We start from the raw sequence: 23,162 nt of genomic DNA, 5'->3' as shown, positions 1-23,162 counted from the left end.
AGAACACAGTGAAACGTTTTGTTTTTACCCTGCTGGCCGTGCTGCTGCCACTCTCAGCGGTGTACGCGCAGGATGACTGCAGCCATGTCAGCTCAAGCCTGGAAATGGTGCCCTGCTCGGAGGCGGCGAAGAAGGCTGCCGATACGCAGTTGAACCTCATCTACAAGCAATTGATGGCGCGGCTTGAGTCTGATTATCGAGCGGATCCGGCATTGGGAGCGGAGTACGCAGCGAAGATTAAAGAATCGCAACGTGCATGGCTGAAGTTGCGCGATGCGAACTGCCCTTTGGAGGCATTCGAGATCGAGACGGGGGTGCCGGCACATGTGTTCGCGGTCAACTCGTGTATCGCCAGAATGAGCCGTGAGCGCTCGGCGTATCTGGACAAGATCGTCCCTGCTCTTGCATCCGACAAGAGCACTTCGACGGCGCCGGTCAACCACGCCTGTCCTTCAGAGGAATTCCCAGCTTTCCTTACAGCGTTTTCCGCCAACAGCGAATCACAACGCCGTCTCACTGCGATGACGGTCAAGTCGCTTGTGTTGAAGCCGGTAGCAGGTAAGGACCGTAGTACCTTTGAGCCTTCGACCTCGGGCGTCAGCGGAGCTTCCTTCACCTATCCGCTGATGGCCGCCATCACACCCGGCAAGACACCGGGAGTCGAGATTGAAGAGGTCGATGACAGTCACGTCAACGTGATCGATAAGCGGGCGGGCAACAGCAATGTAAAAATCTTCAACTTCTCACGTCAGGCATGTTGGGTACTTGAGGGCGTCGAAGACTGGTCGATCAGCGAGAATGATCTTGTCGCAACACGTAAACCCGGAATGAGCCGCGCCGAGAACTTCTGCGAACAACGTGCCGAGGCTTTAGGAGGGCTAGGGTTTCTTGAGCAGTACCGTCTAACTGTGGAGTTGATTGAAGCGTCTCTGGAAAATTATGTCTGCGCAGCAGAGTCGGGTGATCCAGAGGCGAGCGAGTCAGCGGCAAGACTGAGCCTTTCGCAGATGGCGTCCCAGCTGGAAACCAGCAAAGTTGAGGCGTTGTTCAAAGCCGCGTCAAAGACGCCGAGTGGTGCATTAGGTTATGCCTCGTTTTTTTGTATGGGGAACTCCACCGATTACGACGGTCCTTGCCTCCATCCCAAGCAGGCAGAAGAGCAGGTCATTCGAGCAATCAACATGGGCTCCATAGAGGCGATGAGTTATCTGGCTTCTACCTTTGAGGGTGGCGAGTTGGGAACAAAGGATATGTCCCGAGCGTTAGCCTGTTATCAAATGGCGGCTGATAAAGGTCACCGGTTGAGCATCGACAACGTGGCGCGATTGAAGTCGCAAGGTCCAGAGCCGATCAAGGCGAGCCACTGCATTTGAAACTCGGAGCGCGGATGTGTCGCGATTCTTTGCCGTTAAATTCTAAGTGAGTGGAACTGTGCCTGATGAATTGTCGATTCCGGGTTTCGTGAGACCTCGTTATCTGAGGGTATTGCTGATCAGCGTTGCTGCTTTCGCGCAGGTCGGTCATGCCGCCGCAACTGTTGCCTCGGTGGGCAATGCGTCGGGTCAGTCGCAGATCGCGCAAGGCCCAACCGAAGCTGCGATCGACATGACACCTTGCCGGTTCTCAATGACGCTCTCGAAAGATCAATGGTTGCAGTTCAATACGCCTGATCTGGTATTCATTGCGGCCAAACAACAGCCTGAAACCTCTAGCGCCCCGCGTTTATCGCAGGCTCAGACCTCGACGGGTTATGAGTGGAATTTCGAAAAGCCCACAAACTTGAGCCAGCCCTGGTTCGGTGTCATGTGTGAAAACACCAACAACTTTTCCGCGCTCACCACTCAGAAGCCGGCGCTTGATGACACGATTGAGTTGCAACTAGTGCGAGAGAGCAACGACCGTAAATGCCCGGCGACCCTGACCGATCATGGTTGGGAGCCGACGTCGCTGGCGGGGCCAAAAAACGGATACACCTTTGAGGCATTAGGTGGGGAGAGGTCCTCGGGGTTCATCTTCGGTTTCCATGACAAGTCACGACGTCACATCACCCGCGTCGCTTTCTGCCTGCTGCACGGCGAAAGCGTGCTGATCGGCTCGGCGGAGTCAGGCTCGCCCACCCCGCTGGCGATCAGCGCCGAAGGATTTGAACAAATCAAAACAGCGGTTCGCAGCATAGCTTTTGAGTAAGCCTGCGAAGACCGAACGGAGTTACAGCGTGAAGGGATGTTCAGTTTTACTCGGCGGCCTCTTGGCCACTGTCGCGTCCGTGGCTTTCGCCGCTGACCCGGACTTCAAGGATTACACCGTCACCCCAGAGTTCACGGGTATCAATCACGAACCGGTGTCGCAAGAACACAGCAACCCGAGGATGGATAAGGATCGTGCACAGGCACTCAAACGCAAGGTCAACTTTGCCGGCCACTACTTCCTGTACCGAGTCGGCTGTGGTGGCAGTGCCATTTGCGGCGAAGTGCTGGATGCGCGCACGACGGCAATACCTTCAGCCTGTCGAACAAGCCCGATAGCCGTCTGCTCATTGTTTCCGGCATTGCGGCCGATACCGAAGAGGACGCGCAGGGTAATGAGCTCGAAAGCCGTTACAGAACCCGCTACTTCGAGTTTGTGAACAACGAGTTCCGGCTGCTGACGTTCAAGGATTTGTGATCGCCGCCGTTTGATTAAGGATGATTGGATGAACCGCTTTTCCATTCGGCCCATGCTGAATGCACTTCTACTGTTGCCCCTCACCTATGCCATTCCGGCAGCTGCCGAAGCCGGGAGTTGCTACGGCTATCTCACCGAAATGGTCAGGAGCAGCAACTTCCCGTTTCGCTATGTCGGCAAGGACAAGGTCAATCTACTGATTGATGAAGACGACGGTGAAATGGTGCGAGCCCAGTTGTTCTTTGATACGGACGGCACCGCCACCATCGGCTGGATCAAATACACCCCAGCCACTCGAGTGTTGCTCAATACCTCGGCTGAACTGGAAGAGCCGGTGGAACTGTCATTCGATGCCAAATTCGCCAACGGCTATGCAAAGTGTCTGGCCAACAGGCAGGTTAGCGGCAAATAAAATGAGAAAAATAAATGAGTAGGATGTGTTTGTTGTATTGCAAAGGTTTACTTGCGAAGTATGTGGCGCTTGTTAAAAAAATTCTTTGATGGCGGATTCAATGAAAAATATATATTCACTCCCAGGATTTTTATCGTTAACCCTTCTGTTTTTTAGTTCATTCGCACTTTCCGCGAGTTTCGATTGCGGCAAGGCTTCAACGGACGTAGAAAAGAAAATTTGTAATTCTCCATCTTTGTCCATAATGGATGAAAAGTTGAGTGAGTTTTTCAAGCCGTTAAAGAGTCGACGGGCTTTTCAAATAATCGAAAGCGATTGGCTGGAGTCGGAACGTAATGCTTGTGAGTCAGTTGAGTGTTTAGAGGATGCTTATGCTCAGCAGATACAGTTTCTGTCGCCGATCCCTATTGCGCCTAGGCCGATCCAGAAAGACATTAAGTTGATGTTGGGGGATAAGCCATATACGCAGTTTGAGCGCTCATGGAAAGTCGTTGATTTAGCATGGCTTCCCAATGAAAAGGGGGTTGTCGAACGATTTGTAATCTCCGCCGAAACAATCTCAGGCATGTTGCATGTCATCATATTTGAAGGGCATTTTGATCCAGCGATGATTGCGTACAGGGGCAATCTTTATGAGTACGTTGATCGCAATGACAGGCAAGTACTGCACACCATTGCGAAAGATATCGGCTTTGATGGTGCTCTGAGTCTGGGGTCGAACGACGAAGGCAAAAGGTTTGCGGGAATTCTGGACGGGTCGTTTTACTATCGACAGCAGCTATCGAAAAAACAGTTGCGGGGGATGGTTTATAAACTCGGCTCCAAGCTGCCGCCGGTTGAAAGTAGTTTATTGTTTCAGCAGTGGCCAAATACTGATGAAAATGCTGTAAGTGGTTTGACATTCGGCTGGGGTGGAGAGTATGGAAAGTTGCAAGCGTATTATTCGCATACCCCAGGGTATGAAACGATAGCGCCGGTTGGTGGGCCGGATGCTAGTTGGAATATTTATAATCCAATCTGGAGCAAATCAAGGCCGATTTTTTATTTCAAGAATGGCGATGAAACTGTTTGGCGTGCCAATGTTGCGGATAAGACGCTGACGAAAATTGCGAAGGCCAGTGATGAAGGAATGATTCAGAATCCTACGCCTATCGATGTTAACGGGCGCGAAGCGATCGTTTATCTGAACGGATCTACTCTGAAAATGGCTATCTCACTTGAAGAATAAGTGCGACTTAAAAACATACCTTAGAAAGTTGTTAGGGTTTTTCAGGTTGCCCCGGTTTTCCTTTAAACTCTCCACCCCCAAGTAATGCGCTCAGGACACGGAATGCCAGCCCCCTCGATCTCCCTTCGCCCAGCGTTAGTACTCTGGCTATACGCCGCCGCAATCGCGCACACACTCGCCGGCCTCACCCTGACCTGGGCCGGTCACTCCGGTTTACTCGACGGCTATCTGCAAGTTCTCGAACTCGCATTCTGGGGCGCCGATGCGGTGCCCGCCGCCGGCCACGAACAACAAGTCTGGTGGCTCGCGCTTTTCGGCGCGACGCTGCAAAGCTATTCGCTGTACATGCTCGCTCTGGTGCACTTGGGCAATCGTTTGAAAGCCCCGGCAGTCTGGGGTTGGTTGATCGCGGGCATCCTGTTATGGGCGCCGCAGGACATGTGGCTGTCTGCGCAAAAGCAGGTTTGGTCGCACCTGTGGCTCGACGGTTTTGCGTTGCTCGTGCTATTGCCGCCGTTGATCTGGCTGTATGTCCAGGACCGCCGAAAAATCGCTCAATAAATGCGCACTGGGCATATTGGTAACGAAGGAGTTACAGCGTGAAAGGATTTTCGCTTCTTCTCGGCAGCCTGCTGTTAGCCGCCACTTCGATGGCATCCGCCGCCGATCCAGCTTTCAAGGACTACAGGGTCGCCTCCGTGTTTCCCGGCCCCAACCATGCACCGGTGCCGCAAGAACAAAACAACCCGGTCATGGACAGTGACCGAGCGAAAGCCCTGCAAGGCAAAGTCAACTTCGCTGGCCATTACATCCTGCACAGGCTCGGCTGTGGCGGAAGTGCCATTTGCGGCGAAGTGCTGGACGCCCAGACCGGTGAGGTGTTTGGCGGTCTGCCCAATGCTTACGACGGCAGCACGTTCGGCATGATTTACCAGCCTGACAGCCGCTTGATCATCGTGTCCGGCATCACGCTCGACGGCGAAGAAGATGCGCAGGGGAATGCGTTGGAAAGTGGTAATCGGGATCGTTACTACGAGTTTGTGAACAATGAGTTTCGGCTGCTGAGCATGACCGACGTGGAATCGCCGCCGATGGATGAGGAGTGAGTGGATGAACCGGTTTTTCATTCGGTCTGTGCTGATTGCGCTTTCGCTATTACCTCATTCACTGCCCGCGACTGCCAGCGAAGGGAGTTGCTACGGCTACCTTACTGAGCTTGTCAGGAGCAGCGATTTTCCGTTTCGTTATGTCGGCAAGGACAAGGTCAATTTGCTGATCGACGAGGACGACGGTGAAGTAGTGCGCGCTCAGCTGTTTTTCGACACCGACGGCACCGGCACGATTGGCTGGATCAAATACACCCCGGCTACCCGTGTATTGCTCAATAGCTCGGCGGAGTTGGAGGAGCCAGTGGCATTGTCATTCGATGCCAAGTTTGCGGACGGCTATGCGAAGTGCTTGGCGGAACAACAGGCTGGTTAACGGCGAAAAGGATTTCTTAATGAATCAGTTTTTGTTTTTCGGGGGGCTGGCATGGTTGTTCTCTTCCCCAGCCTTCGCCGCGCCGACGGATGCTTACACCCAACGCGATGTCATGCAGTGCGGCGGTGTTGAAGTGGTGTTGGTGTCGTCTTGCCGATCGGTGACGGTGGATGATGCGGAAACCCACGTTATCCCAGTTTGCTCCGACCAGACCATCAACATCGGTAGCAAGGTGCTTCGACGCGATATCAGCAAAGTTTCACAACTCACTTCCGACGGTGCGAAGACGAAGATGTTGAGCAATGTCGTTGTGGCGATGGATTGCGTGGAAGGCACCAAGGGCAGTCTTGTTTCGATAGGCGGATATGGCGGTTGCGGTGCCTGCGCGGAGTGGCATGGGTATTACTCGACAACAGGGCGATTGGAGCAATACAGCTTCGATAATAACCAACGCTCTTTTGGCTCGAAGGGATCTCGGGAAGAGCTGATCAAGGCCTATGGCGTTACGAAGAGACAGCTAATGTCAGAAAGCCCGGCGGTGAAGAGGATCGTCTATGGCCAGCCTTAAGTGGGTGTTGATGATCGGCAGCTTTCTTGCCGCCACAAGTGCCTTTGCCGAGGACCCACCGATAGTCGGCATCGACGGACACACCGTGACGTTTAGAGCGACAAAATGGACGATGCCCGGTGTGGATTCGGCGACCGCATGGTTCACCGCCAACGGCAAAACCTTCCCGCTCTTCAGTGCCGATGTCGGCGCCGACGGACACCCGGACTGGCTCAGTCCTGACAAGAAAACCTTGCTGCTCGACCCCGTCGTGTTCGGCATGTTGTCGCTTGAAAATGGTGAAGAAAAACTGGAGTCGCAACAGCATTGCGATGTGATCTCCATGGAAACTGGTTGCGTGCTGGCCGAGCGTTCCCCTCGTTTTTGTCTCGGCAAATGGGTGGGCAATCAGTGGTTTTCGGAAGATGGCGAAGTCCTCACGCCTACCCTGGAAACGGAGTCCCCAAGAGACTGGCTGAAATATATTTCGACCATCAACGCTGCGCAGTCCCGCGCTGACTCCATCGAATCGGGTCTGACTTTTTTGAGTCCCGAATCCTACATGGCGTGCTATCCCCCGGTGCAAAATGTTCAGGCGTACAACGACCTGGGTTTTTATCTAGCCGAGGGCGGTAGAGATGAGCTGGCGCTGAAATTTTATCGCGGCGTTGAGGCCGTCGGTAAACGCACAGTACTGATGTTGAACATCGCCGATTCACTCTGGCGCCTTGATCGCAAAGACGAAGCGCAACGCTATTACAGCCAGTACCGCGACGCGATGAGCGCCGACGGCAAGGCGCAGAAAATACCTCGACGCGTAGTTGAGCGATCCGCAATTCAGGGAATGAAAAATTGAACATGTTTGTGCGTTTTATCGCGTTGTCCTTTGGATGCCTGTTTGCCTCTTTTGCGATGGCCGAGGACGACTGCAAAGAAATCACCGTCAGCGCCCAGGTCGATCGGTGTGTGGAGGCAGCCCGCAAGGAAGCCGACACGCAACTCAATGCCAGCTACAAGAAACTGCTGAGACGGTTTGAGGCTCAACAACGGCTTGACCCTGAGCAGGGCAAGGCGCTGGTCGCCATGGCCAGAGAATCCCAGCGCGCCTGGATCAAGCTACGCGACACCACATGCCCGCTTGAAGCCACGGAAATCGAGCCAGGGGTGGCAGCGCATGTCACGACGATCAACAACTGCATGGCCAGACTGAGTCTGGAGCGTGCGGCTTACCTGGACACAATCGTCGCTGATGAGCCGGGTAATGTGCTCGATCTCAACAAGGTGTACCTGTCCGGCTCCCAGCGCTTCGGCAATGTCGTGGCACGTTATGTCAGCACCTTTGGCAGCCCATGCCTGTCGGTCCAGATTCTGGCGCCCAACGGCGGTTGGAGAGTTCTGTCCTCCCAGCGGTTTTGCAGTTTTGACGGCAAATCGTTTTGGAATGGTTATGTCAGTGCATTGTTTGAGGATCATGCATTTGCTGCCGATGGTTTACACCTGACGCTCAGCTTGTTCGAGCTTCGTGGGGAAGGAGAGAAACGGCTCGCTTGTGTGATACCGATCCAGAATGAGCGAATTAAAGAACTGAAGTGCGGCGCGCCTGAACCCGGTGCCTAATCGGACAAGCTCTATTGGGGTGTATTTGGACATCATTTGATTGAATCAAGGATTGAAGAAAGTGAAACGCGTATTGCAGAGCGTTCTCTGCGCTCTAACTTGTTGTGTCGCTGTACCGGGTTCTCCCGCGCTTGCTGCGCCCCAAGTCCTCAAGGAAATTCCGGCTAGCTTGCTGGGTGATGCATCACGGCAAAACGTATTTGTTCTGGCAGGAGATGCGGACGAGGCCTCCAACCGATTGTTGATTGCGCCGGTACAGACACGTGATGAGGACATCTTGCTCGATACGTCGAAGGCGCTGCCTCTGATCAAAAGTCAGTACTCGTCTGCGCTTCAGGGTGAATTCAGCGTCCATGTACTCAAAGGTCGCCCTGGCGTAATGACCGTCATTGATCCACAGGCTGAGGAAGCTGTGGTCAAGCAACCGTTTGTTGAGGCTGGGGATTACATCGCGCTAGTAACCAGCGAAGAAGATAACGCGGTTTATAACTTCAACCTGTTGTTCGCCTTCAACAGAGGTTCAAAGCAGTTTGAGCTGAAAGCTCTCCTGGAAGTGGCGAACAACGACTCCTGTGACCGGTCGCTTGTCAGCGTAGTGGAGTTGCCGGTGCAGACATTGGGCCCCATCACTCTCGCTTCTTTCGATGGGCGTGAAGCGCTGCAGAAGCTGCAGGTTGCTCGTACTGGCAGTATTAAGGGCGTGAGAAAGAAATTGATGACCGTCGATTCGGCTGATTTGCTGGATATTGCGCTGGCAGCCTACCGAAAGGGTGATGACTCTTCCTTCAAGGATACGATGAGCTACGCGTTGATGGGCGGCGGCTCGCATGACACTTGTCCCCCGGATAGCTATATCGTCGCAAAGTACTACTACCCGCAGCGTCCCGGCTGGTCCAACGACCTTGGGTTTTTACTGGGCGAGGCGGGTTACTACGCTGAGTCGATTGAGCTGTTGAATGCGGTGATTGCACACAACCCAGCGCGGACGGTGGCTTACCTGAATCTCGCAGATAGCTATTGGGCTATGAACGATAAAGAGCGAGCTGTATCGGCGTACAAGCAATATGCATCGCGTATGTCGGACGCGGGAAAGGCTTTGAAAATTCCTGCTCGGGTAGCTGAGCGCAGTGGCGGAGTATCCGGGTCATGATCAAACTCAAGGCGCTCTGTAGGCTGGTCGCGGGTGTTTCTTTTGCTGCTTTGCTGATTCCTGCGCATGCCCAAGAAGTCTGTAATCCCGACAGTTTTTCCAATCCCGATTTGATCATTTGTGGTCAGCAGACTTTCGAGAAAGTCGATGCAGTGTTGAATGAGCAATATAAGAAAGTTTTGGTCAGTTTGGCGCCTGCTGACAAGAATCAGCTGACCGATGTGCAGAAGAAATGGGTGCGTTTCAAAGAGTCGTTTTGCGAGGATATCTATCAGTCGGCTTTGCCCGGTGCAGAGGCACCCATCGAAAGGCTCGCGTGTCTCGTGCAAACAACCAATGCTCGGTTGGGGGAGTTGGTTGCTCTGCAGACGGGCTTACCGCTAGATGGCTTTTACAAAGCGGCATCTGCGATTGTGGGGAAGGATCGTGAGAGAAATTTAGCGGCCGCCATTGAGCGACTGGGAGGGGATGAGTTCGATGATCCGCTTTGGAAGCAATATGCGGATGGGCACTGCGAAATGAGCGAGCGTTTGTTCCGTGAGGATTTCGCGAATTGCAGCGTGCGGATGCGCTTTCAGTTACCTCTGAACCGTTGAAGGAATGATCGGTTTGAAATCAATCCGGATGTTATCTGTTGCGTTGTCGTTCCTCTTTCCTCTTTCCTCTTGTGGCTCACAGCGAGGTCAAAACGGAGATCTATTGCTTCCGTTCACAAGAGGGTAAGAGCAGCAATTTTGAATTGCGGACCTATCACGACTCGAGCGCCAAATGGCAAGTTGCGAGCGTTAGGTACAGTAAGTCGAAAGAGGCGCTTACTCTCGTCTATGGAGGCTCGGAAGAAGAGTTTCCGAACCCTAATCGGCCCCCCGAAATCACGACGAAGTGGGTGGAGGTGTCTGGAGGCCTTGTGACTGGTGATTATGTAATGGCGAGCCAGGATCCCTTCTTTTACGGAATCGTTTACACAAACCGTAAGTCCGGAAAGAAGTACATATTCGAACACGATAGCAACATGAATGCTTTGCCTGAAACAGGCTGTCAGTGGTGACTCACGTACTTGAGAAAGGGGACTTAAAGTCCCCTTTTTTCATCCGCAAATCCCGCTACGACTTGGCCGCCAGGTTTCGCACTTCAATATGGTCGAGCGTCCCTTCCACCATCAATCGCACCCCATCCGCCATTCTGCTCAGGGCCAGTGCTACCGAGCGGCGGGAGCCGTGGAGGTCGTCGGCGAGGTCGCAGGCGATGGCGCTGATGGACAGGAGGTCTTCGGAGGCATTGGCCATGAGCGCTTCGGCATCGGTGCCGGGGGCGAGGCTGAAGAGGCCGGTTTCGCGTTTGGGTTGGGATTCGGTGCGCGGTTTGAAATGGTGGTCGAGGGCGCGTTCGGCGGCTTCGTGGAATTTCTTGGATTCCAGCGATTCGTAAGGCGATATGTCTGGGGTTTCGGGGGGATTGGGTGTTGGTTTGATCATGGTGCAGCTTCCTGGAGTTGTGAGGCCGACACCTATTCGCTTTGCACTTCGAAAGAGGTGGCAGCTGTGCGTTGGTGTGCAAGACCGGTCCAGGTGGCCGGCAGACCCGAAGGTCTCCGACGCACAGCCGCCATAACGATCCGCGAGCATAGGAAAACGCTCGGCGAAATGCCATCAACGAATGTGCACCTGAACCGGACTTGCACGTCCGAGTCACCGATTTTGCGGCGACACACAGAGGCTATCGACGAACTGCCAACCTGCCTAGTTCATAGGTATCGCGGCACTTTGCAGGAAATTTCCCATAGGTTTGCAGGCCGGAAGATCAAAAGATCGCAGCCTTCGGCAGCTCCTACAGGGATGTGTTTCAACAGGTGTAGGACGGTGGGTGCCGAGTTGTGACTTGGCGGTCATCGTGCGGGAAATGGTCTGCATCATCTTCCAATAGCGGCAGATAGTGGCGTTATCGTCTGAATCCCTTACACTGCCCCGGCCGATCATTTTCCTTTTGAGGCTGTGCGCATGAAATTTCGTTTTCTTCTGTGGATGATGGGTTTGTTGATGGGTAAGGCCAGCCGGACAAATCCTGCGTTCCAGCAGCAGTTGGGTGACAAGGATCTGGTGTTTCAGCTGCAGACGCTGGACGGGAAAGTGGCGCGGCATTTCGTGGTGAAGAATCAGCGCGTTACCAGCAAGTCTGGGGTGGTGACGGAGCCGGCGTTTGCGATTGCGTTCAAGGATGCGGGTTATGCCTTTGCCACGATGCAGGCGAAGAACAAGCAGCTGGCGTTTATGCAGGGGATTCAGGACAAGTCGATCCAGCTGAAGGGGAATCCGGCGCTGGTGATGTGGTTTCAGGGATTGATGAAGTATTTGAAGCCGAGGAAGGCCAAGCCCAAGGCTTGAGTAGAAGGGCTTGAGAAGATGGGCTGTCGTGGCGAGGGGATTTATCCCCGATGGGCTGCGCAGCGGCCCCAAAACCTGAGACCTCGATATAACTGACACACCCTGTTGCCTGGGTTTGCGACTGCTGCGCAGTCGGTCGGGGATAAATCCCCTCACCACAGGTTTTGTGTCAGGCAGGTAGATTGGGGTGGATTCTTCGCGAGCAAGCTCGCTCCCACAGGAGGTCACCGAAACCTTGTGGGAGCGAGCTTGCTCGCGAAGTTTTTAAGCCTGGCTGAATTGCGAAGCCAGCTCACGCAGCAGGACTTCAGCCTCAAGCACTTTGCTGACCACGTCATTGGCCTTGTCGCGAGTCAGGCCAACACGCTCCAGCAGCGCATCCGGAATGTCTTCATCCGGCCCGGAGCCGATCCCGCGCCCGCGCAGCAGGCGCACGGCCAGGCAGACGAGGTTCGGGTATTCGGCGTAGGCGCCGTCGTAGTTCGGGTCGTGCTGGAAGCGCAGGGCGGTGGCCAGTTCGTCCGGCATGTCCCAGTAGCGCATCAGCCAGGAGCCGATCTGTTCGCGGCTGATGCCCAACAGGTGCTGCTCGATGTAGCTGTGGCACAGGTGCGGGTTGACCTCCAGGTGGCGGCAGATCAGCGAGAAGTGCGGCGGGAACACGTGAGCCAGCAGCAGGTAACCGAAGTTGTGCAGCAGACCGGCGAGGTAGGTCAGGCCGGCTTCCGGGCGCTGGGCGCGGGGCATGGCGCGGGTCAGGCCTTCGATGACGGCGGCGGTGTAGATCGATTGCTGCCAGTACGGTGTGGTGTGTTGCGGGTGGTCTTTCGGCAGGCTCAGGGTCTTGCCGAGGGCCAGGCCCAGCGCCAGGTTGATCACCAGATCGAAGCCGAGCACGCGAACGATCGCGTCTTCCACCGAACGGATCTTGCCCGGCGAAGCGTAGTACGGCGACGCCGCCCAGCTCACCACTTGTGCAGCCAGCGCCGGGTCGGTTTCGACCACGCCGGTGATGTCGTCGATGGTGGCGTTGGGGTCGACGCGCAGCTTGATGATTTTTTGCGCGGTCTCGGCCAGCGGGGGAATCTCGATGGTCGCTTCCAGACGCTGCTGAATCCGGCGTGCAGTGAACGCTTGCACGGCCTGGGTGATTTCCTCGCGGTCATCGTCCGGGCGGTCGAGGTTAGGGCGGATGCTGCTCAGGGCTTCGCCGAAATTGGCGGCGCTGGCCTTGGTCAGCATGCTCTTGAAGTCTTCGCTGGCGATTTCCAGCAGCAGGCCCGGCTCGCCGGAGTTGATCAGCAGCTTCGGTTCACGCAGCAGGCTTTCTTCGTAAAGGCACGGCGAACTAGTGAGTGCCGGCAGGCCCGGCAGCAGGCTCAGGCTGTGTTTGCCGAGCATCTTTTCCAGGCGCTCGGTGGACACGGCGGTCAGGCGCCGGCCAGTCAGTTCGGCGAGGCGGTTGAGGTCGAGCAACTGGCTCTGCGGAAACAGCACCATCAGCGCGCCGACGGCATCGTCCAGCAACACGGCTTGTACCTTGCGCGAAGCGTTGAGGCCGTGGTGGTCGAGCACTTCTTCGTAGGCGATCCCCAGCTTGCCGAGCAGCAGCCGAATTACAGACGGCGCGTGCGGAAGTTCAGGGGCGAGAGCTGCGTCAGTCATGGTCTGTATCCGTTTTTGAAACAATGGCAGGAGTATAACCAGCTCTGTAGGAACGATCCTGCACAAACTGCGACGGTGCTCACACTTGGCCGTATTGCTGCCCGTGACGCAGCCAGCGGTCGAGCAGTGGGCTGACGTGAGTCGGCCAGCGTTCGAGCAAAGCTTGCGCGGCATCGCGCACGGCGGGCAGCAGGTCGGCGTCGCGCATCAGGTCGGCGACCTTGAATTGCAGCAGGCCGGTCTGGCGCGTGCCGAGCATTTCGCCGGGGCCGCGCAGTTCGAGGTCTTTTTCGGCGATGACGAAACCGTCGTTGGTCTCGCGCATGATGCCCAGGCGCTGGCGGCCGATCTGCGACAGCGGCGGATGGTAGAGCAGCACGCAATGGCTGACCGCGCTGCCCCGGCCAACGCGGCCACGCAATTGGTGCAACTGCGCGAGGCCGAGACGTTCGGGGTTTTCGATGATCATCAGGCTGGCGTTGGGCACGTCGACGCCGACCTCAATCACCGTGGTGGCGACCAGCAGTTGCAGGTTGCCGGCCTTGAATTCGGCCATGACCGCTGCTTTCTCGGCAGGCTTCATGCGCCCGTGGATCAGCCCGACTTTCAGCTCGCCGAGGGCGGCGGTGAGGTCTTCGAACGTGGTTTCGGCGGCCTGACAGGTCAGCTCTTCCGACTCTTCGATCAGCGTGCACACCCAGTAGGCCTGACGCCCTTCGGCGCAGGCGCTGCGCACCCGTTCGATGACTTCGACGCGACGGGTGTCGGTGACCAGCACGGTGTTGACCGGGGTGCGACCGGGCGGCAGTTCGTCGAGGATCGAGGTGTCGAGATCGGCGTAGGCGCTCATCGCCAGCGTGCGTGGGATCGGCGTGGCGGTCATGATCAGTTGGTGCGGACACATGCGCCCGCCGACGCCTTTCTGCCGCAGCGCCAGACGCTGCTGCACGCCGAAGCGGTGTTGTTCGTCGATGATCACCAACGCCAGATTCTTGAATTGCACTTCGTCCTGGAACAGCGCGTGGGTGCCGACCACCATCGGCGTGCCGCTGGCAATCTGTTCCAGTGCGGCGACGCGATTCTTGCCCTTGAGCTTGCCGGCCAGCCACGCGACGTCGATGCCCAGCGGTTCGAGCCAGCGCTTGAAGGTGATGAAGTGTTGCTCGGCGAGGATCTCGGTCGGCGCCATCAGCGCGACCTGATAACCGGCCTCCAGCGCTTGCAGCGCCGCGAGGGCGGCGACCACGGTTTTTCCCGCGCCAACATCGCCCTGAATCAGCCGCAGCATCGGTTCGTGCTGGCTGAGGTCGTAGGCGATTTCGTTGCCCACGCGTTGTTGCGCGCCGGTCGGGTTGAAGCCGAGGTTGGCCAGGTATTTCGGCGGCAGGTTTTTCGCCTTCGGCATCGCTGGCGCGCGCAGTGAACGCATGCTTTCGCGCAGACGTTGTTGCGACAGTTGATGGGTCAGCAGCTCTTCGAAGGCCAGCCGATGCTGGGCCCAGTGATGACCGAGGGCCAGCTCATCGACATCGGCATCGGCGGGCGGGTTGTGCAGGTAGCGGATCGCGTCGGCCAACGGCGCCAGTTGGTAGTCGCGGGCCAGTTCGGTCGGCAGCCAGTCGGGCAGGGTGTTTGGCTTGAGCAGCGTCAGGGTCTGCATGCACAACTGGCGCAGGCGCTGTTGGGTCAGGCCTTCGGTGAGCGGGTAAACCGGGGTCAGGGTTTCATCCACGGGCGGCGGTTCGTCACCGGTGATGGCGCGGTATTCCGGATGGTAGATTTCCAGCCCCGAAGCGCCGGGCCGGACTTCGCCGTAGCAGCGAATCCGCGTGCCGCGCTTGAGGCCTTCTTTCTGCGCGTTGCTGAAATGGTAGAAGCGCAGACTCAGTCCGCCGGTGCCGTCCTGCATGCGCACCACCAGGCTGCGACGCCGGCCCATGACCACGTCGGCGCCGCTGACGGTGCCTTCGACCACGGCGTCCTGGCCCGGTCGCAAGTGGCCGATCGGCACCACGCGGGTGCGATCCTGATAACGCAGCGGCAGGTGAAACAGCACGTCCTGGAGATTCTCCAGGCCGACCTTGGCCAGTTTCTCGGCCATGGCTTCGCCGACACCCTTGAGTGCGGTGACCGACACCTGCGACAGCTCAGTCATGACGCTGGCTTAACCGGCCGTGACCGGTGCGGCGGGCTTGGCCACCGAGCACAGGCGAACAGAGTCGGCGAGGATCTCGATGGCTTTCGGCCGTGGGAAGCTCGCGCGCCAGGCAATCGCCACGGTGCGGAATGGCACCGGCGCCGACAGTGGACGCACTTCGATCACGCCCGGGGCGTAGTGGTGGCTGTCCACCGCTGACAGCGGCAGGATCGAGATGCCCAGACCGGACGCGACCATGTGGCGGATGGTTTCCAGCGAGCTGGATTCCACCGTGGTGTGCTTGGCGCCATCGTTGCCTTTGGTCAGGGTCGGGCAGGCCTCAAGCACCTGGTCGCGGAAGCAGTGGCCTTCGCCGAGCAGCAGCAGGCTCTTGTCGTTGAGCAGGGCAGCGTCGATGGATTCCTTTTGCGTCCACGGGTGCTGGGCCGGCATCAAGACGTAGAACGGCTCGTCGTACAGGGGCAGGGTCAGCACGTCGGCTTCGTTGAACGGCAGGGCGATGATGATCGCGTCGAGCTCGCCGTTGCGCAGTTTGTCGCGCAGCACGTGGGTGAAGTTTTCTTCGATGTACAACGGCATCTGCGGGGCGACCCGGTGCAGTTGTGGAATCAGGTGCGGGAACAGGTACGGCCCGACGGTGTAGATCGCGCCGACTTTCAGCGGGGCGGTCAGCTGGTTCTTGCCGGCCTGGGCCAGTTCACGGATGCCTTGCGCCTGTTCCAGGACTTTCTGCGCCTGGGCGACGATGCCTTCGCCGACCGGGGTCAGGCGCACGGCGCTTTTACTGCGCTCGAAAATCAGCACACCGAGTTCGTCTTCAAGTTTTTTCACGCCCACCGACAGGGTCGGCTGACTGACGTGGCAACGCTCGGCGGCGTGGCCGAAGTGCTGCTCTTGGGCGAGGGTAACGATGTAGCGTAATTCTGTGAGGGTCATAGCAAGCGTCCATGAAGTTGCGGGCCAAGCATAACGGCTGCAATCGATAGACGCACGTTATCAGACTGAGTGAGGAATGCGACACCGGGCAATGTGAGTTTGCCGTTGCCAGATAGGCAAAAGGCACCTTTCGGTGCCTTTTCGATCTCACTGTCGACCCTGTGGGAGCGGGCTTGCTCGCGAATGCGGTGTGTCAGATACATGGATGTCGACTGACACGACGCTTTCGCGAGCAAGCCCGCTCCCACAATGGGTCAGCGGCGTTTATCCAGCGAGTACACAAACGGCGCGACAATTTCGATCGAGCCGTTGTTGAGCATGTCGGCCGGTGGCTTGGGCAGCGGTTGTGCGCGGCGGATCATTTCCAGGGTGGCCCGGTCCAGATCGGCGTTGCCCGAGCGGCCCACCAGTTCGAACGACAGCACATTACCTTCGGCATCCACCACGAAACGCAGACGGTTCAGGCCTTCCTTGCCCCGTGCCTGTGCGCTTTGCGGGTACTTTTTGTACTTGCCCAAGTGCGCGAGCAGGGTGTTTTGCCAGCTGGCCTTGGCGGCCATTTGTGCGGGCGACGGTCCCGGTGCCGGCTGGGCGGATTTCTCCGTCGGGGCCTGGGTCGGCTGCGTCTCCGCCGGTTTTTCCTCGGAAGGTTTTTCCTTCACCGGTTCCGGTTTTTTCTCCACCGGTTTGGGCGGCTGCGGTTTCGGCTTTGGCTTGGGTTTGGGCTTCGGTACGGCAATCTCGGGCTTGGGTGCTTCAGCCAGTTTCGGAATCGGCAACTCTTCGACCGGAGCCGGTGGCTGCGGCGGTGTGACGACTTTCGGCGGAGCAGGCGGTGGCGGGGTCGGAACCGGTGCCAGCTCAACCATCATTGCCTGCGGCGGCAGTTCGATGGGCGGGCGGGCGGTCCAGTTCAGCGCCAGCGCGATGGCCAGCGCGTGAACGCCCAGCACCACGGCCAGGCTACCGCTGTAACGCGTCATCTTATGGCGCGTCGTGATCATTTCTTGGCTGCGCTCTCGAGGCCCACCAGACCGACCTTCAGGTAACCGGCCGAGCGCAATTTATCCATCACGCTCATCAGGTCGCCGTAGTCCACACCCTTGTCGGCCTGGAAGAAGATGGTGGTGTCTTTCTTGCCCTGAGTCTTGGCGTCGAGCACGGCGCCAAGGGTATCGGCATTGACTTCGTCGTCGCCGATGTACAGGCGCTGATCGGCTTTAACGCTGAGGAACACCGGTTTCTCCGGGCGCGGCGCCGGTTTGGCGGTCGAGGCCGGCAGGTCGACTTTGATGTCCACGGTAGCCAGTGGCGCGGCCACCATGAAGATGATCAACAGCACCAGCATCACGTCGATGAACGGCGTGACGTTGATTTCGTGGTTCTCGGCCAGATCGTCGTCTGCGCCTTCTTTCAAATGCAGGCCCATGGCCGATTACCCCACTTTCACCATGTGTGGTTGTGAGCTGCTGCGCTCAGGCTGGTGATCGAGGTCACGGCTGACCAGCAACAGGACCTGCGCCGAAGCGTCGGACACCTGCGCCTTGTAGCCGGCGATGGAGCGGGCGAACACGTTGTAGATCACCACCGCAGGAATCGCGGCAACCAGCCCCAGCGCGGTGGCCAGCAGCGCTTCGGCGATGCCCGGCGCCACGACGGCGAGGTTGGTGGTCTGGGTCTTGGCGATGCCGATGAAGCTGTTCATGATGCCCCACACGGTGCCGAACAGGCCGACAAACGGCGCGGTGGAACCGATGGTGGCGAGGACGCCGGTGCCGCTGCTCATGTTGCGGCCACAGGCTGCGACCAGACGCTCAAGACGGAAGCTGACGCGCTCCTTGATGCCTTCTTTCTCGCGGCTGTTGACCGACAGGCGCATCTCTTCGAGGGCGTCGTGCACCAGCAGGTTGGCGAGGGTGCCTTCCTTTGCCGCAGTGGCGCTGGCTTCCTTGAGGGTCGCGGCTTTTTTCAGGGCAGCGATTTCACCGCGCAGACGACGCTTGGCGCCCATCAGCTCGAAGCCTTTGGCGATCCAGATGGTCCAGGTGATGATGGAAGCGATGGCCAGACCGATCATCACGATTTTCACGATGATGTCGGCGTTCTGGTACATGCCCCATGGCGACAGGTCGTGGGCCATGCCCAAGCTGTTGTCAGGTTCGAGCACTTCAGGCGCGTCTGCTGCGCTGGCGTCTACAGCCTGTACCGGGTCGGTGGCGGCTGGCGCGGCGGTAGCAGGCGCGTGCTGTTCGGTGGCAGCCGGAGCGGCTGGCGCTTGTGCGTCAGCGAAAGCAGCGGTCGGCGCCAGCATCAGGCTGAGCAGCAGGGCCGCCACCGCGCTCCAGGCGCGAGGTCGTGTGGTTGGCGAAGCGGGGAATTGATTACGTGTCATGCTGGCCGGACCTGAGGTAGAAAAACGGTGATGCTCTTCCAGGCCTCGTGAGGCCGAGAACAAAAGTGGGATGCATTATTGCAAGTAATTCTTGTTAACAAAAGTAATAGAGTTTCTTTTTTTCCTTCATTGCTAGCCGTTCGTCCTTTGCGAGGGCTAGTCTGTTCCTTTCGTTTGGGAGTTTTTTCATGTCCGCGCCTTCTGTTTTGATTGCCGGTTGCGGTGACGTCGGCAGTCGTCTGGCTACGCAATTGTTGGCCGCCGGCTGGGAGGTGCATGGTCTGCGCCGTGATGTTTCGCGTTTGCCGGATGGCGTCATCGGCGTCGCCGGAGACCTGTTCAAGGAAGATTGCCCAGAGACCTGGCCGGTCGGGGCGGTGGATTACCTGGTGTATTGCGCAGCGGCAACCGATCACGATGAGGCCGGTTATCGTGCGGCTTACGTGCAGGGTTTGCAGAACGTGCTGAGCTGGCTGGACGACTATGGGCAGACCCCTGAGCGGCTGCTGTTCGTTTCCAGCAGCAGTGTGTACGGGCAGCAGGAAGGGGAGTGGGTCGACGAACATTCAGCGACCGTCGCCAGCGGCTATTCCGGGCGAGTGATGCTTGAGGCTGAGCAAGTGGCGCTGAACAGCGGCATCCCGGCGAGCATTGTGCGCCTGACCGGCATTTACGGCCCGGGACGTGAATGGCTGTTGACCCAGGTGCGTCGCGGTTATCGGGTGGCGGTCGAGCCGCCGCTATACGGCAATCGCATTCATGCTGATGACGCGGCGGGGCTGATGGCGTTTCTGCTGCAGGCAGCTCATCAGGGCACGCCGTTGCAGGATGTTTACATCGGGGTGGACGATGCGCCCGCACCCTTGGCCGAAGTGGTCGCCTGGCTACGCGAGTATCTGGGTGTCACCGATTGGGCGGAAGACGCCAGCGTACGCCGCACCGGCAGCAAGCGCTGCAGCAATGCCCGGGCGAAGGCACTGGGCTGGACGCCGACGTATCCGAGTTACCGTGAAGGCTATGCGGCGATTCTTGAAGGCAAGTGCTGACTTTCTAACGCCACAAACCACTGTGGGAGCGGGCTTGCTCGCGAAGAGGGTGTGTCAGGCAACATGATGTCGACTGACACACCCTCTTCGCGAGCAAGCCCGCTCCCACAGGGTTAAGTGTTACTTTCAGGCGCGGTTACTGCTTCTCAAGCAACCACTTGCGTTCACCCGGGGTGAACTGCGGCATTTCATCCGCCAGTGCGGTATTCACTGCCTGGAAAATCTCCAGCGCCTTGCCTTTGCGGGCAAAGATCCAGTTGTTGCCCTGGCCGTTGAGTTGCAGCCACATGCTGTCGTGGTCGCTGTTCATCGAGGCGCAGTCGCCTGCCAGGCACAGGGCATAGCGGTCGGCGCCGGGCAGGCCGGAGACCTGGCCATCGGCCTGGAACTGCACGGTGTTGCCTTCGCCGTCGCCGCTGGCAATCTTCCAGCTGCCGCCCAGATAGGCCGAATACAGTGCGCGTTCGAAACTGGCGCCAATCGGTGCGCCTTCCGGCACTGGGATTTGTGCGCGGTCGAACAACTGATCCGGCTCGTTCTCGGTGGCGGCTTGTTTCATCCGTCCGCCGTCGCGCTTCAGCTCACTGCCGGAGCTGCCATAGAAGTCGACTTTCCAGGCGCCGGACTGTTCGCCCTGCAGCCGTCCTTCGACGTTCTCGAAACCGTTGGTGTAGCGGGCCTGACCGGCCTTGGTGTTGACGTCCCACTCCAGGTTCGGGCCATAGGCCTGAAGCGCTTCGCGCAGGGGGCCGCCCTTGGCAGCAGCGTCGATCGCCACCTGGTTGATCCAAGTGCCGCTGATGTCACGGTCGGCGGGGTCGCTGGCACAGCCGCCGAGGAAAATGGCGAGCAGCGAGAGAGCAAGCGCTTTGCGCATGGTGGAATCCTTTCAAAACCTTTTCTTTACCGCAGAGCAGTCGGCGCAGCGTTTGAAGGCTGCGCCGTGCGCATTACTCGATGACCAGGATGGCATCCATTTCGACCTGCGAACCCTTCGGCAGGGCAGCAACGCCGATGGCCGCGCGGGCCGGGTACGGCTGGTCGAAGTACTTGCCCATGATCTCGTTGACCTTGGCGAAGTGGCTCAGATCGGTGAGGAAGATGTTCAGCTTGACGATGTCCTTGAACGAACCGCCGGCAGCTTCGGCTACGGCTTTGAGGTTCTCGAACACCTGGACGGTCTGGGCTTCGAAGCCTTCAACCAGTTCCATGGTCTTTGGGTCCAGAGGAATCTGGCCCGACATGTAGACAGTGTTGCCGGCCTTGATCGCCTGGGAGTAGGTACCGATGGCAGCTGGGGCCTTGTCGCTGGTGATAACGGTCTTGGTCATGTATGACTCCTTGTTAGGTGTGAATTAGGCACGCATGCGGGTGATGCGGATGACCCCGGTCAGGGCGCGCAGTTTCTTGATCACGCGGGCCAGGTGCACACGGTCGTGGACACTGACCACCAGTTGGACGACGCTGATGCGGCCATCGCGCTCGTCCATGCTGATTTTCTCGATATTGCCGTCGGCCGCGTTGACGCTGCTGGCCAGCAACGCGATCAGGCCGCGCTGGTGCTCCAGCTCGACGCGCAGCTCGACGTTGAATTCGCCGGTGACATCCTTGGCCCACGAGAGCTGGATGCATTTTTCCGGGTTGTGCCGGATTTCGCTGATGTTGCGGCAGTTGTCCAGGTGCACGACCATGCCTTTGCCCGCCGACAGGTGCCCGACAATCGGGTCGCCCGGGATCGGCGTGCAGCATTTGGCGTAACTGAGCACCAGACCTTCGGTACCGCGAATCGCCAACGGGCCTTCCGGGCTCGGCAGCTGCTCGCCTTCGCCGAGCAGGCGGCGCGCCACGACATAGGCCATGCGGTTGCCCAGACCAATGTCTTCGAGCAAATCTTCGATCAGTTCGAGGCGGTATTCGGTGAGCATCGCCTTGACGCGCTCGGCCGGGATCTTCTCCAGTGAGCTGTCGAAACCGTTGAGCACCTTGTTCAGCAGGCGTTCGCCGAGGCTGATGGACTCGGAGCGACGTTGCAGTTTCAGTGCATGGCGGATATGCGTACGTGCCTTGCCGGTGACCACGAAGTTGAGCCACGCCGGGTTCGGCCGCGCGCCAGGGGCGCTGACGATCTCGACCGTGGAGCCGCTTTGCAGCGGTTCGGACAGCGGTGCGAGTCGGCGGTTGATCCGGCAGGCGATGCAGCTGTTGCCGACGTCGGTGTGCACCGCGTAGGCAAAGTCGACCGCCGTGGAGCCTTTGGGCAGCTCCATGATCCGGCCTTTGGGCGTGAACACGTAGACCTCGTCCGGGAACAGGTCGATCTTCACGCTCTCGATGAATTCCAGCGAGTTGCCGGCACGTTGCTGCATTTCCAGCACACCTTTGACCCACTGGCGGGCGCGGGCGTGAGTGCCTTTCGGCTGCTCGTCACCGCTGGATTTATACAGCCAGTGAGCGGCAATGCCGTTGTTGGCCATTTCTTCCATTTCGCGGGTGCGGATCTGGATCTCGATCGGTACGCCGTGCATGCCAAACAGCGTGGTGTGCAGCGACTGATAGCCGTTGGCCTTGGGAATCGCGATGTAATCCTTGAAGCGTCCCGGCAACGGTTTGTACAAATTATGCACAGCACCCAGCACGCGGTAGCAGGTATCGACCTTGTCGACGATGATCCGGAACGCGTAGACGTCCATGATCTCGTTGAAGGCCCGACGCTTGCCGCGCATTTTCTTGTAGATGCCGTAAAGGTGTTTCTGGCGACCGCTGACTTCGCCCTGGATGCCGTCGATCGCGAGGCAGTGGCCGAGGGACTCTTCGATCTTGTTGACGATTTCCTTGCGGTTGCCCCGGGCGCGCTTGACCGCCTGGTAGATCCGCGCGGAACGCATCGGGTGCATCGCCTTGAAGCCGAGGTCTTCGAATTCGATACGAATCGCGTGCATGCCCAGCCGGTTGGCGATGGGCGCGTAGATTTCGAGGGTTTCCTTGGCGATCCGGCGACGTTTTTCCCCGGACAGCACTTCCAGCGTGCGCATGTTGTGCAGGCGGTCGGCGAGCTTGACCAGGATCACGCGAATGTCGCGTGCCATGGCCATGGCCATTTTCTGGAAGTTTTCAGCCTGGGCTTCGGCCTTGGTCTCGAAGTTCATCTGGGTCAGTTTGCTGACCCCGTCGACCAGTTCGGCCACGGTTTCACCGAACTGCGCTTGCAGCGCTTCCTTGGCGATACCGGTGTCTTCGATCACGTCATGCAGCATCGCGGCCATCAGGCTCTGATGGTCCATGTGCATGTCGGCAAGAATATTTGCCACGGCAAGGGGATGCGTGACGTACGCCTCGCCACTGCGGCGGCGTTGGCCGTCATGGGCTTGTTCGGCGTAGAAATACGCTCGGCGGACCAGGTTGACCTGGTCGTTGCCGAGGTAGGTCGATAAGCGATCGGCGAGGGCGTCTATGCTCGGCATGATGACTCCTGCCGTAGGCTGTG

Annotated in this window: 25 protein-coding genes; 15 read left to right on the top strand and 10 right to left on the bottom strand. The window is 58.2% G+C overall.

Features of this window, described 5'->3' with window-relative positions; genetic code table 11:
* The first annotated feature begins 8 nt into the window (after positions 1–8).
* From E3Z29_RS01790 to E3Z29_RS01730, 13 genes are all read left to right on the top strand, one after another.
* Positions 9–1,373: a lysozyme inhibitor LprI family protein gene (locus E3Z29_RS01790; RefSeq protein WP_134785002.1), complete on the top strand. Its 1,365-nt coding sequence runs from the start codon at positions 9–11 to the stop codon at positions 1,371–1,373.
* Between the two features lie 58 nt (positions 1,374–1,431).
* Positions 1,432–2,187: a hypothetical protein gene (locus E3Z29_RS01785; RefSeq protein ID WP_256662066.1), complete on the top strand. Its 756-nt coding sequence runs from the start codon at positions 1,432–1,434 to the stop codon at positions 2,185–2,187.
* A 273-nt stretch (positions 2,188–2,460) separates the two neighbouring features.
* Entirely contained in the window at positions 2,461–2,664 is a 204-nt protein-coding gene (locus E3Z29_RS29545) for a hypothetical protein (RefSeq protein WP_256662065.1), read from the top strand.
* 28 nt (positions 2,665–2,692) lie between these two features.
* Positions 2,693–3,076: a hypothetical protein gene (locus E3Z29_RS01775; RefSeq protein WP_134785001.1), complete on the top strand. Its 384-nt coding sequence runs from the start codon at positions 2,693–2,695 to the stop codon at positions 3,074–3,076.
* 100 nt (positions 3,077–3,176) lie between these two features.
* The gene (locus tag E3Z29_RS01770; protein WP_256662064.1) at positions 3,177–4,304 is read left to right on the top strand and encodes a lysozyme inhibitor LprI family protein; all 1,128 of its coding nucleotides are present in this window, start codon (positions 3,177–3,179) and stop codon (positions 4,302–4,304) included.
* A gap of 102 nt (positions 4,305–4,406) precedes the next feature.
* Complete coding sequence (locus tag E3Z29_RS01765) at positions 4,407–4,865, top strand: cell division protein (protein ID WP_134784999.1); 459 nt, start codon at positions 4,407–4,409, stop codon at positions 4,863–4,865.
* A gap of 89 nt (positions 4,866–4,954) precedes the next feature.
* A complete protein-coding gene (locus tag E3Z29_RS01760) occupies positions 4,955–5,410 on the top strand; it encodes a hypothetical protein (protein ID WP_134787536.1) in 456 nt (151 codons plus the stop codon).
* A 4-nt stretch (positions 5,411–5,414) separates the two neighbouring features.
* A complete protein-coding gene (locus E3Z29_RS01755; RefSeq protein WP_134784998.1) occupies positions 5,415–5,786 on the top strand; it encodes a hypothetical protein in 372 nt (123 codons plus the stop codon).
* Positions 5,787–5,805: 19 nt separating this feature from the next.
* The gene (locus E3Z29_RS01750) at positions 5,806–6,354 is read left to right on the top strand and encodes a hypothetical protein (RefSeq protein WP_134784997.1); all 549 of its coding nucleotides are present in this window, start codon (positions 5,806–5,808) and stop codon (positions 6,352–6,354) included.
* The gene (locus E3Z29_RS01745) at positions 6,341–7,189 is read left to right on the top strand and encodes a type IV pilus biogenesis/stability protein PilW (RefSeq protein WP_134784996.1); all 849 of its coding nucleotides are present in this window, start codon (positions 6,341–6,343) and stop codon (positions 7,187–7,189) included. Before E3Z29_RS01750 ends, E3Z29_RS01745 begins: the two co-directional genes overlap by 14 nt.
* A 2-nt stretch (positions 7,190–7,191) precedes the next feature.
* Positions 7,192–7,950 carry a lysozyme inhibitor LprI family protein gene (locus tag E3Z29_RS01740; protein WP_134784995.1) on the top strand — a complete coding sequence of 253 codons (759 nt, stop codon included), beginning with the start codon at positions 7,192–7,194 and terminating at the stop codon, positions 7,948–7,950.
* A gap of 61 nt (positions 7,951–8,011) precedes the next feature.
* Positions 8,012–9,100 carry a M48 family metallopeptidase gene (locus E3Z29_RS01735; RefSeq protein ID WP_134784994.1) on the top strand — a complete coding sequence of 363 codons (1,089 nt, stop codon included), beginning with the start codon at positions 8,012–8,014 and terminating at the stop codon, positions 9,098–9,100.
* Entirely contained in the window at positions 9,097–9,696 is a 600-nt protein-coding gene (locus E3Z29_RS01730) for a lysozyme inhibitor LprI family protein (RefSeq protein ID WP_134784993.1), read from the top strand. The genes E3Z29_RS01735 and E3Z29_RS01730 overlap by 4 nt, the downstream gene beginning before the upstream one ends.
* A gap of 507 nt (positions 9,697–10,203) precedes the next feature.
* Here the strand turns inward: E3Z29_RS01730 and E3Z29_RS01720 are convergent.
* Complete coding sequence (locus E3Z29_RS01720) at positions 10,204–10,575, bottom strand: DUF6124 family protein (protein ID WP_134784992.1); 372 nt, start codon at positions 10,573–10,575, stop codon at positions 10,204–10,206.
* Between the two features lie 522 nt (positions 10,576–11,097).
* Here E3Z29_RS01720 and E3Z29_RS01715 point away from each other — a divergent pair.
* Positions 11,098–11,481 carry a helicase gene (locus tag E3Z29_RS01715; RefSeq protein ID WP_134784991.1) on the top strand — a complete coding sequence of 128 codons (384 nt, stop codon included), beginning with the start codon at positions 11,098–11,100 and terminating at the stop codon, positions 11,479–11,481.
* A gap of 264 nt (positions 11,482–11,745) precedes the next feature.
* On the opposite strand, the gene E3Z29_RS01710 is transcribed toward E3Z29_RS01715, so the two are convergent.
* From E3Z29_RS01710 to exbB, 6 genes are all read right to left on the bottom strand, one after another.
* The gene (locus E3Z29_RS01710) at positions 11,746–13,146 is read right to left on the bottom strand and encodes an aminoacyl-tRNA deacylase and HDOD domain-containing protein (protein ID WP_134784990.1); all 1,401 of its coding nucleotides are present in this window, start codon (positions 13,144–13,146) and stop codon (positions 11,746–11,748) included.
* A gap of 79 nt (positions 13,147–13,225) precedes the next feature.
* Positions 13,226–15,301 (bottom strand): ATP-dependent DNA helicase RecG, encoded by a 2,076-nt coding sequence (gene recG, locus E3Z29_RS01705; RefSeq protein ID WP_134784989.1) that lies wholly within the window; start codon positions 15,299–15,301, stop codon positions 13,226–13,228.
* 9 nt (positions 15,302–15,310) lie between these two features.
* Positions 15,311–16,240, bottom strand: coding sequence for a hydrogen peroxide-inducible genes activator (locus tag E3Z29_RS01700; RefSeq protein WP_027610401.1), 930 nt, complete (start codon positions 16,238–16,240; stop codon positions 15,311–15,313).
* Between the two features lie 254 nt (positions 16,241–16,494).
* On the bottom strand, positions 16,495–17,244 hold the full coding sequence (locus tag E3Z29_RS01695; protein ID WP_134784988.1) for an energy transducer TonB: 750 nt from the start codon (positions 17,242–17,244) through the stop codon (positions 16,495–16,497).
* Positions 17,241–17,669 (bottom strand): TonB system transport protein ExbD, encoded by a 429-nt coding sequence (exbD, locus tag E3Z29_RS01690; protein ID WP_007962355.1) that lies wholly within the window; start codon positions 17,667–17,669, stop codon positions 17,241–17,243. Before exbD ends, E3Z29_RS01695 begins: the two co-directional genes overlap by 4 nt.
* A gap of 6 nt (positions 17,670–17,675) precedes the next feature.
* Entirely contained in the window at positions 17,676–18,632 is a 957-nt protein-coding gene (gene exbB / locus E3Z29_RS01685) for a tonB-system energizer ExbB (protein ID WP_098966280.1), read from the bottom strand.
* A gap of 188 nt (positions 18,633–18,820) precedes the next feature.
* Between exbB and E3Z29_RS01680 the strand changes: the two genes are divergently transcribed.
* Positions 18,821–19,678, top strand: a complete 858-nt coding sequence (locus tag E3Z29_RS01680; RefSeq protein WP_098966278.1) for an SDR family oxidoreductase — start codon at positions 18,821–18,823, stop codon at positions 19,676–19,678.
* 136 nt (positions 19,679–19,814) lie between these two features.
* Here E3Z29_RS01680 and E3Z29_RS01675 read toward each other — a convergent pair whose 3' ends face one another.
* From E3Z29_RS01675 to spoT, 3 genes are all read right to left on the bottom strand, one after another.
* Positions 19,815–20,555, bottom strand: a complete 741-nt coding sequence (locus E3Z29_RS01675) for a hypothetical protein (RefSeq protein ID WP_027610405.1) — start codon at positions 20,553–20,555, stop codon at positions 19,815–19,817.
* A gap of 73 nt (positions 20,556–20,628) precedes the next feature.
* Positions 20,629–21,009 carry a RidA family protein gene (locus E3Z29_RS01670; RefSeq protein WP_003229509.1) on the bottom strand — a complete coding sequence of 127 codons (381 nt, stop codon included), beginning with the start codon at positions 21,007–21,009 and terminating at the stop codon, positions 20,629–20,631.
* A 24-nt stretch (positions 21,010–21,033) separates the two neighbouring features.
* On the bottom strand, positions 21,034–23,139 hold the full coding sequence (gene spoT, locus E3Z29_RS01665) for a bifunctional GTP diphosphokinase/guanosine-3',5'-bis pyrophosphate 3'-pyrophosphohydrolase (protein WP_007920338.1): 2,106 nt from the start codon (positions 23,137–23,139) through the stop codon (positions 21,034–21,036).
* Positions 23,140–23,162 lie beyond the last annotated feature (23 nt).

The organism is Pseudomonas sp. S150 (assembly GCF_004526365.1).
GTDB lineage: Bacteria > Pseudomonadota > Gammaproteobacteria > Pseudomonadales > Pseudomonadaceae > Aquipseudomonas > Aquipseudomonas putida_A.
This window is presented reverse-complemented; position numbering and strand designations above follow the sequence as displayed.

Coding starts and splice junctions, on each gene's coding strand:
- E3Z29_RS01755 (WP_134784998.1), top strand. CDS start 5,415: ATGAACCGGTTTTTCATTCGGTCTGTGCTGATTGCGCTTTCGCTATTA.
- E3Z29_RS01745 (WP_134784996.1), top strand. CDS start 6,341: ATGGCCAGCCTTAAGTGGGTGTTGATGATCGGCAGCTTTCTTGCCGCC.
- E3Z29_RS01680 (WP_098966278.1), top strand. CDS start 18,821: ATGTCCGCGCCTTCTGTTTTGATTGCCGGTTGCGGTGACGTCGGCAGT.
- exbD (WP_007962355.1), bottom strand. CDS start 17,669: ATGGGCCTGCATTTGAAAGAAGGCGCAGACGACGATCTGGCCGAGAAC.
- E3Z29_RS01715 (WP_134784991.1), top strand. CDS start 11,098: ATGAAATTTCGTTTTCTTCTGTGGATGATGGGTTTGTTGATGGGTAAG.
- recG (WP_134784989.1), bottom strand. CDS start 15,301: ATGACTGAGCTGTCGCAGGTGTCGGTCACCGCACTCAAGGGTGTCGGC.
- E3Z29_RS01730 (WP_134784993.1), top strand. CDS start 9,097: ATGATCAAACTCAAGGCGCTCTGTAGGCTGGTCGCGGGTGTTTCTTTT.
- E3Z29_RS01760 (WP_134787536.1), top strand. CDS start 4,955: ATGGCATCCGCCGCCGATCCAGCTTTCAAGGACTACAGGGTCGCCTCC.
- E3Z29_RS01695 (WP_134784988.1), bottom strand. CDS start 17,244: ATGATCACGACGCGCCATAAGATGACGCGTTACAGCGGTAGCCTGGCC.
- E3Z29_RS01770 (WP_256662064.1), top strand. CDS start 3,177: ATGAAAAATATATATTCACTCCCAGGATTTTTATCGTTAACCCTTCTG.
- E3Z29_RS01675 (WP_027610405.1), bottom strand. CDS start 20,555: ATGCGCAAAGCGCTTGCTCTCTCGCTGCTCGCCATTTTCCTCGGCGGC.
- E3Z29_RS01720 (WP_134784992.1), bottom strand. CDS start 10,575: ATGATCAAACCAACACCCAATCCCCCCGAAACCCCAGACATATCGCCT.
- E3Z29_RS01775 (WP_134785001.1), top strand. CDS start 2,693: ATGAACCGCTTTTCCATTCGGCCCATGCTGAATGCACTTCTACTGTTG.
- E3Z29_RS01765 (WP_134784999.1), top strand. CDS start 4,407: ATGCCAGCCCCCTCGATCTCCCTTCGCCCAGCGTTAGTACTCTGGCTA.
- spoT (WP_007920338.1), bottom strand. CDS start 23,139: ATGCCGAGCATAGACGCCCTCGCCGATCGCTTATCGACCTACCTCGGC.
- E3Z29_RS01700 (WP_027610401.1), bottom strand. CDS start 16,240: ATGACCCTCACAGAATTACGCTACATCGTTACCCTCGCCCAAGAGCAG.
- E3Z29_RS01670 (WP_003229509.1), bottom strand. CDS start 21,009: ATGACCAAGACCGTTATCACCAGCGACAAGGCCCCAGCTGCCATCGGT.
- exbB (WP_098966280.1), bottom strand. CDS start 18,632: ATGACACGTAATCAATTCCCCGCTTCGCCAACCACACGACCTCGCGCC.
- E3Z29_RS01740 (WP_134784995.1), top strand. CDS start 7,192: ATGTTTGTGCGTTTTATCGCGTTGTCCTTTGGATGCCTGTTTGCCTCT.
- E3Z29_RS01710 (WP_134784990.1), bottom strand. CDS start 13,146: ATGACTGACGCAGCTCTCGCCCCTGAACTTCCGCACGCGCCGTCTGTA.
- E3Z29_RS01750 (WP_134784997.1), top strand. CDS start 5,806: ATGAATCAGTTTTTGTTTTTCGGGGGGCTGGCATGGTTGTTCTCTTCC.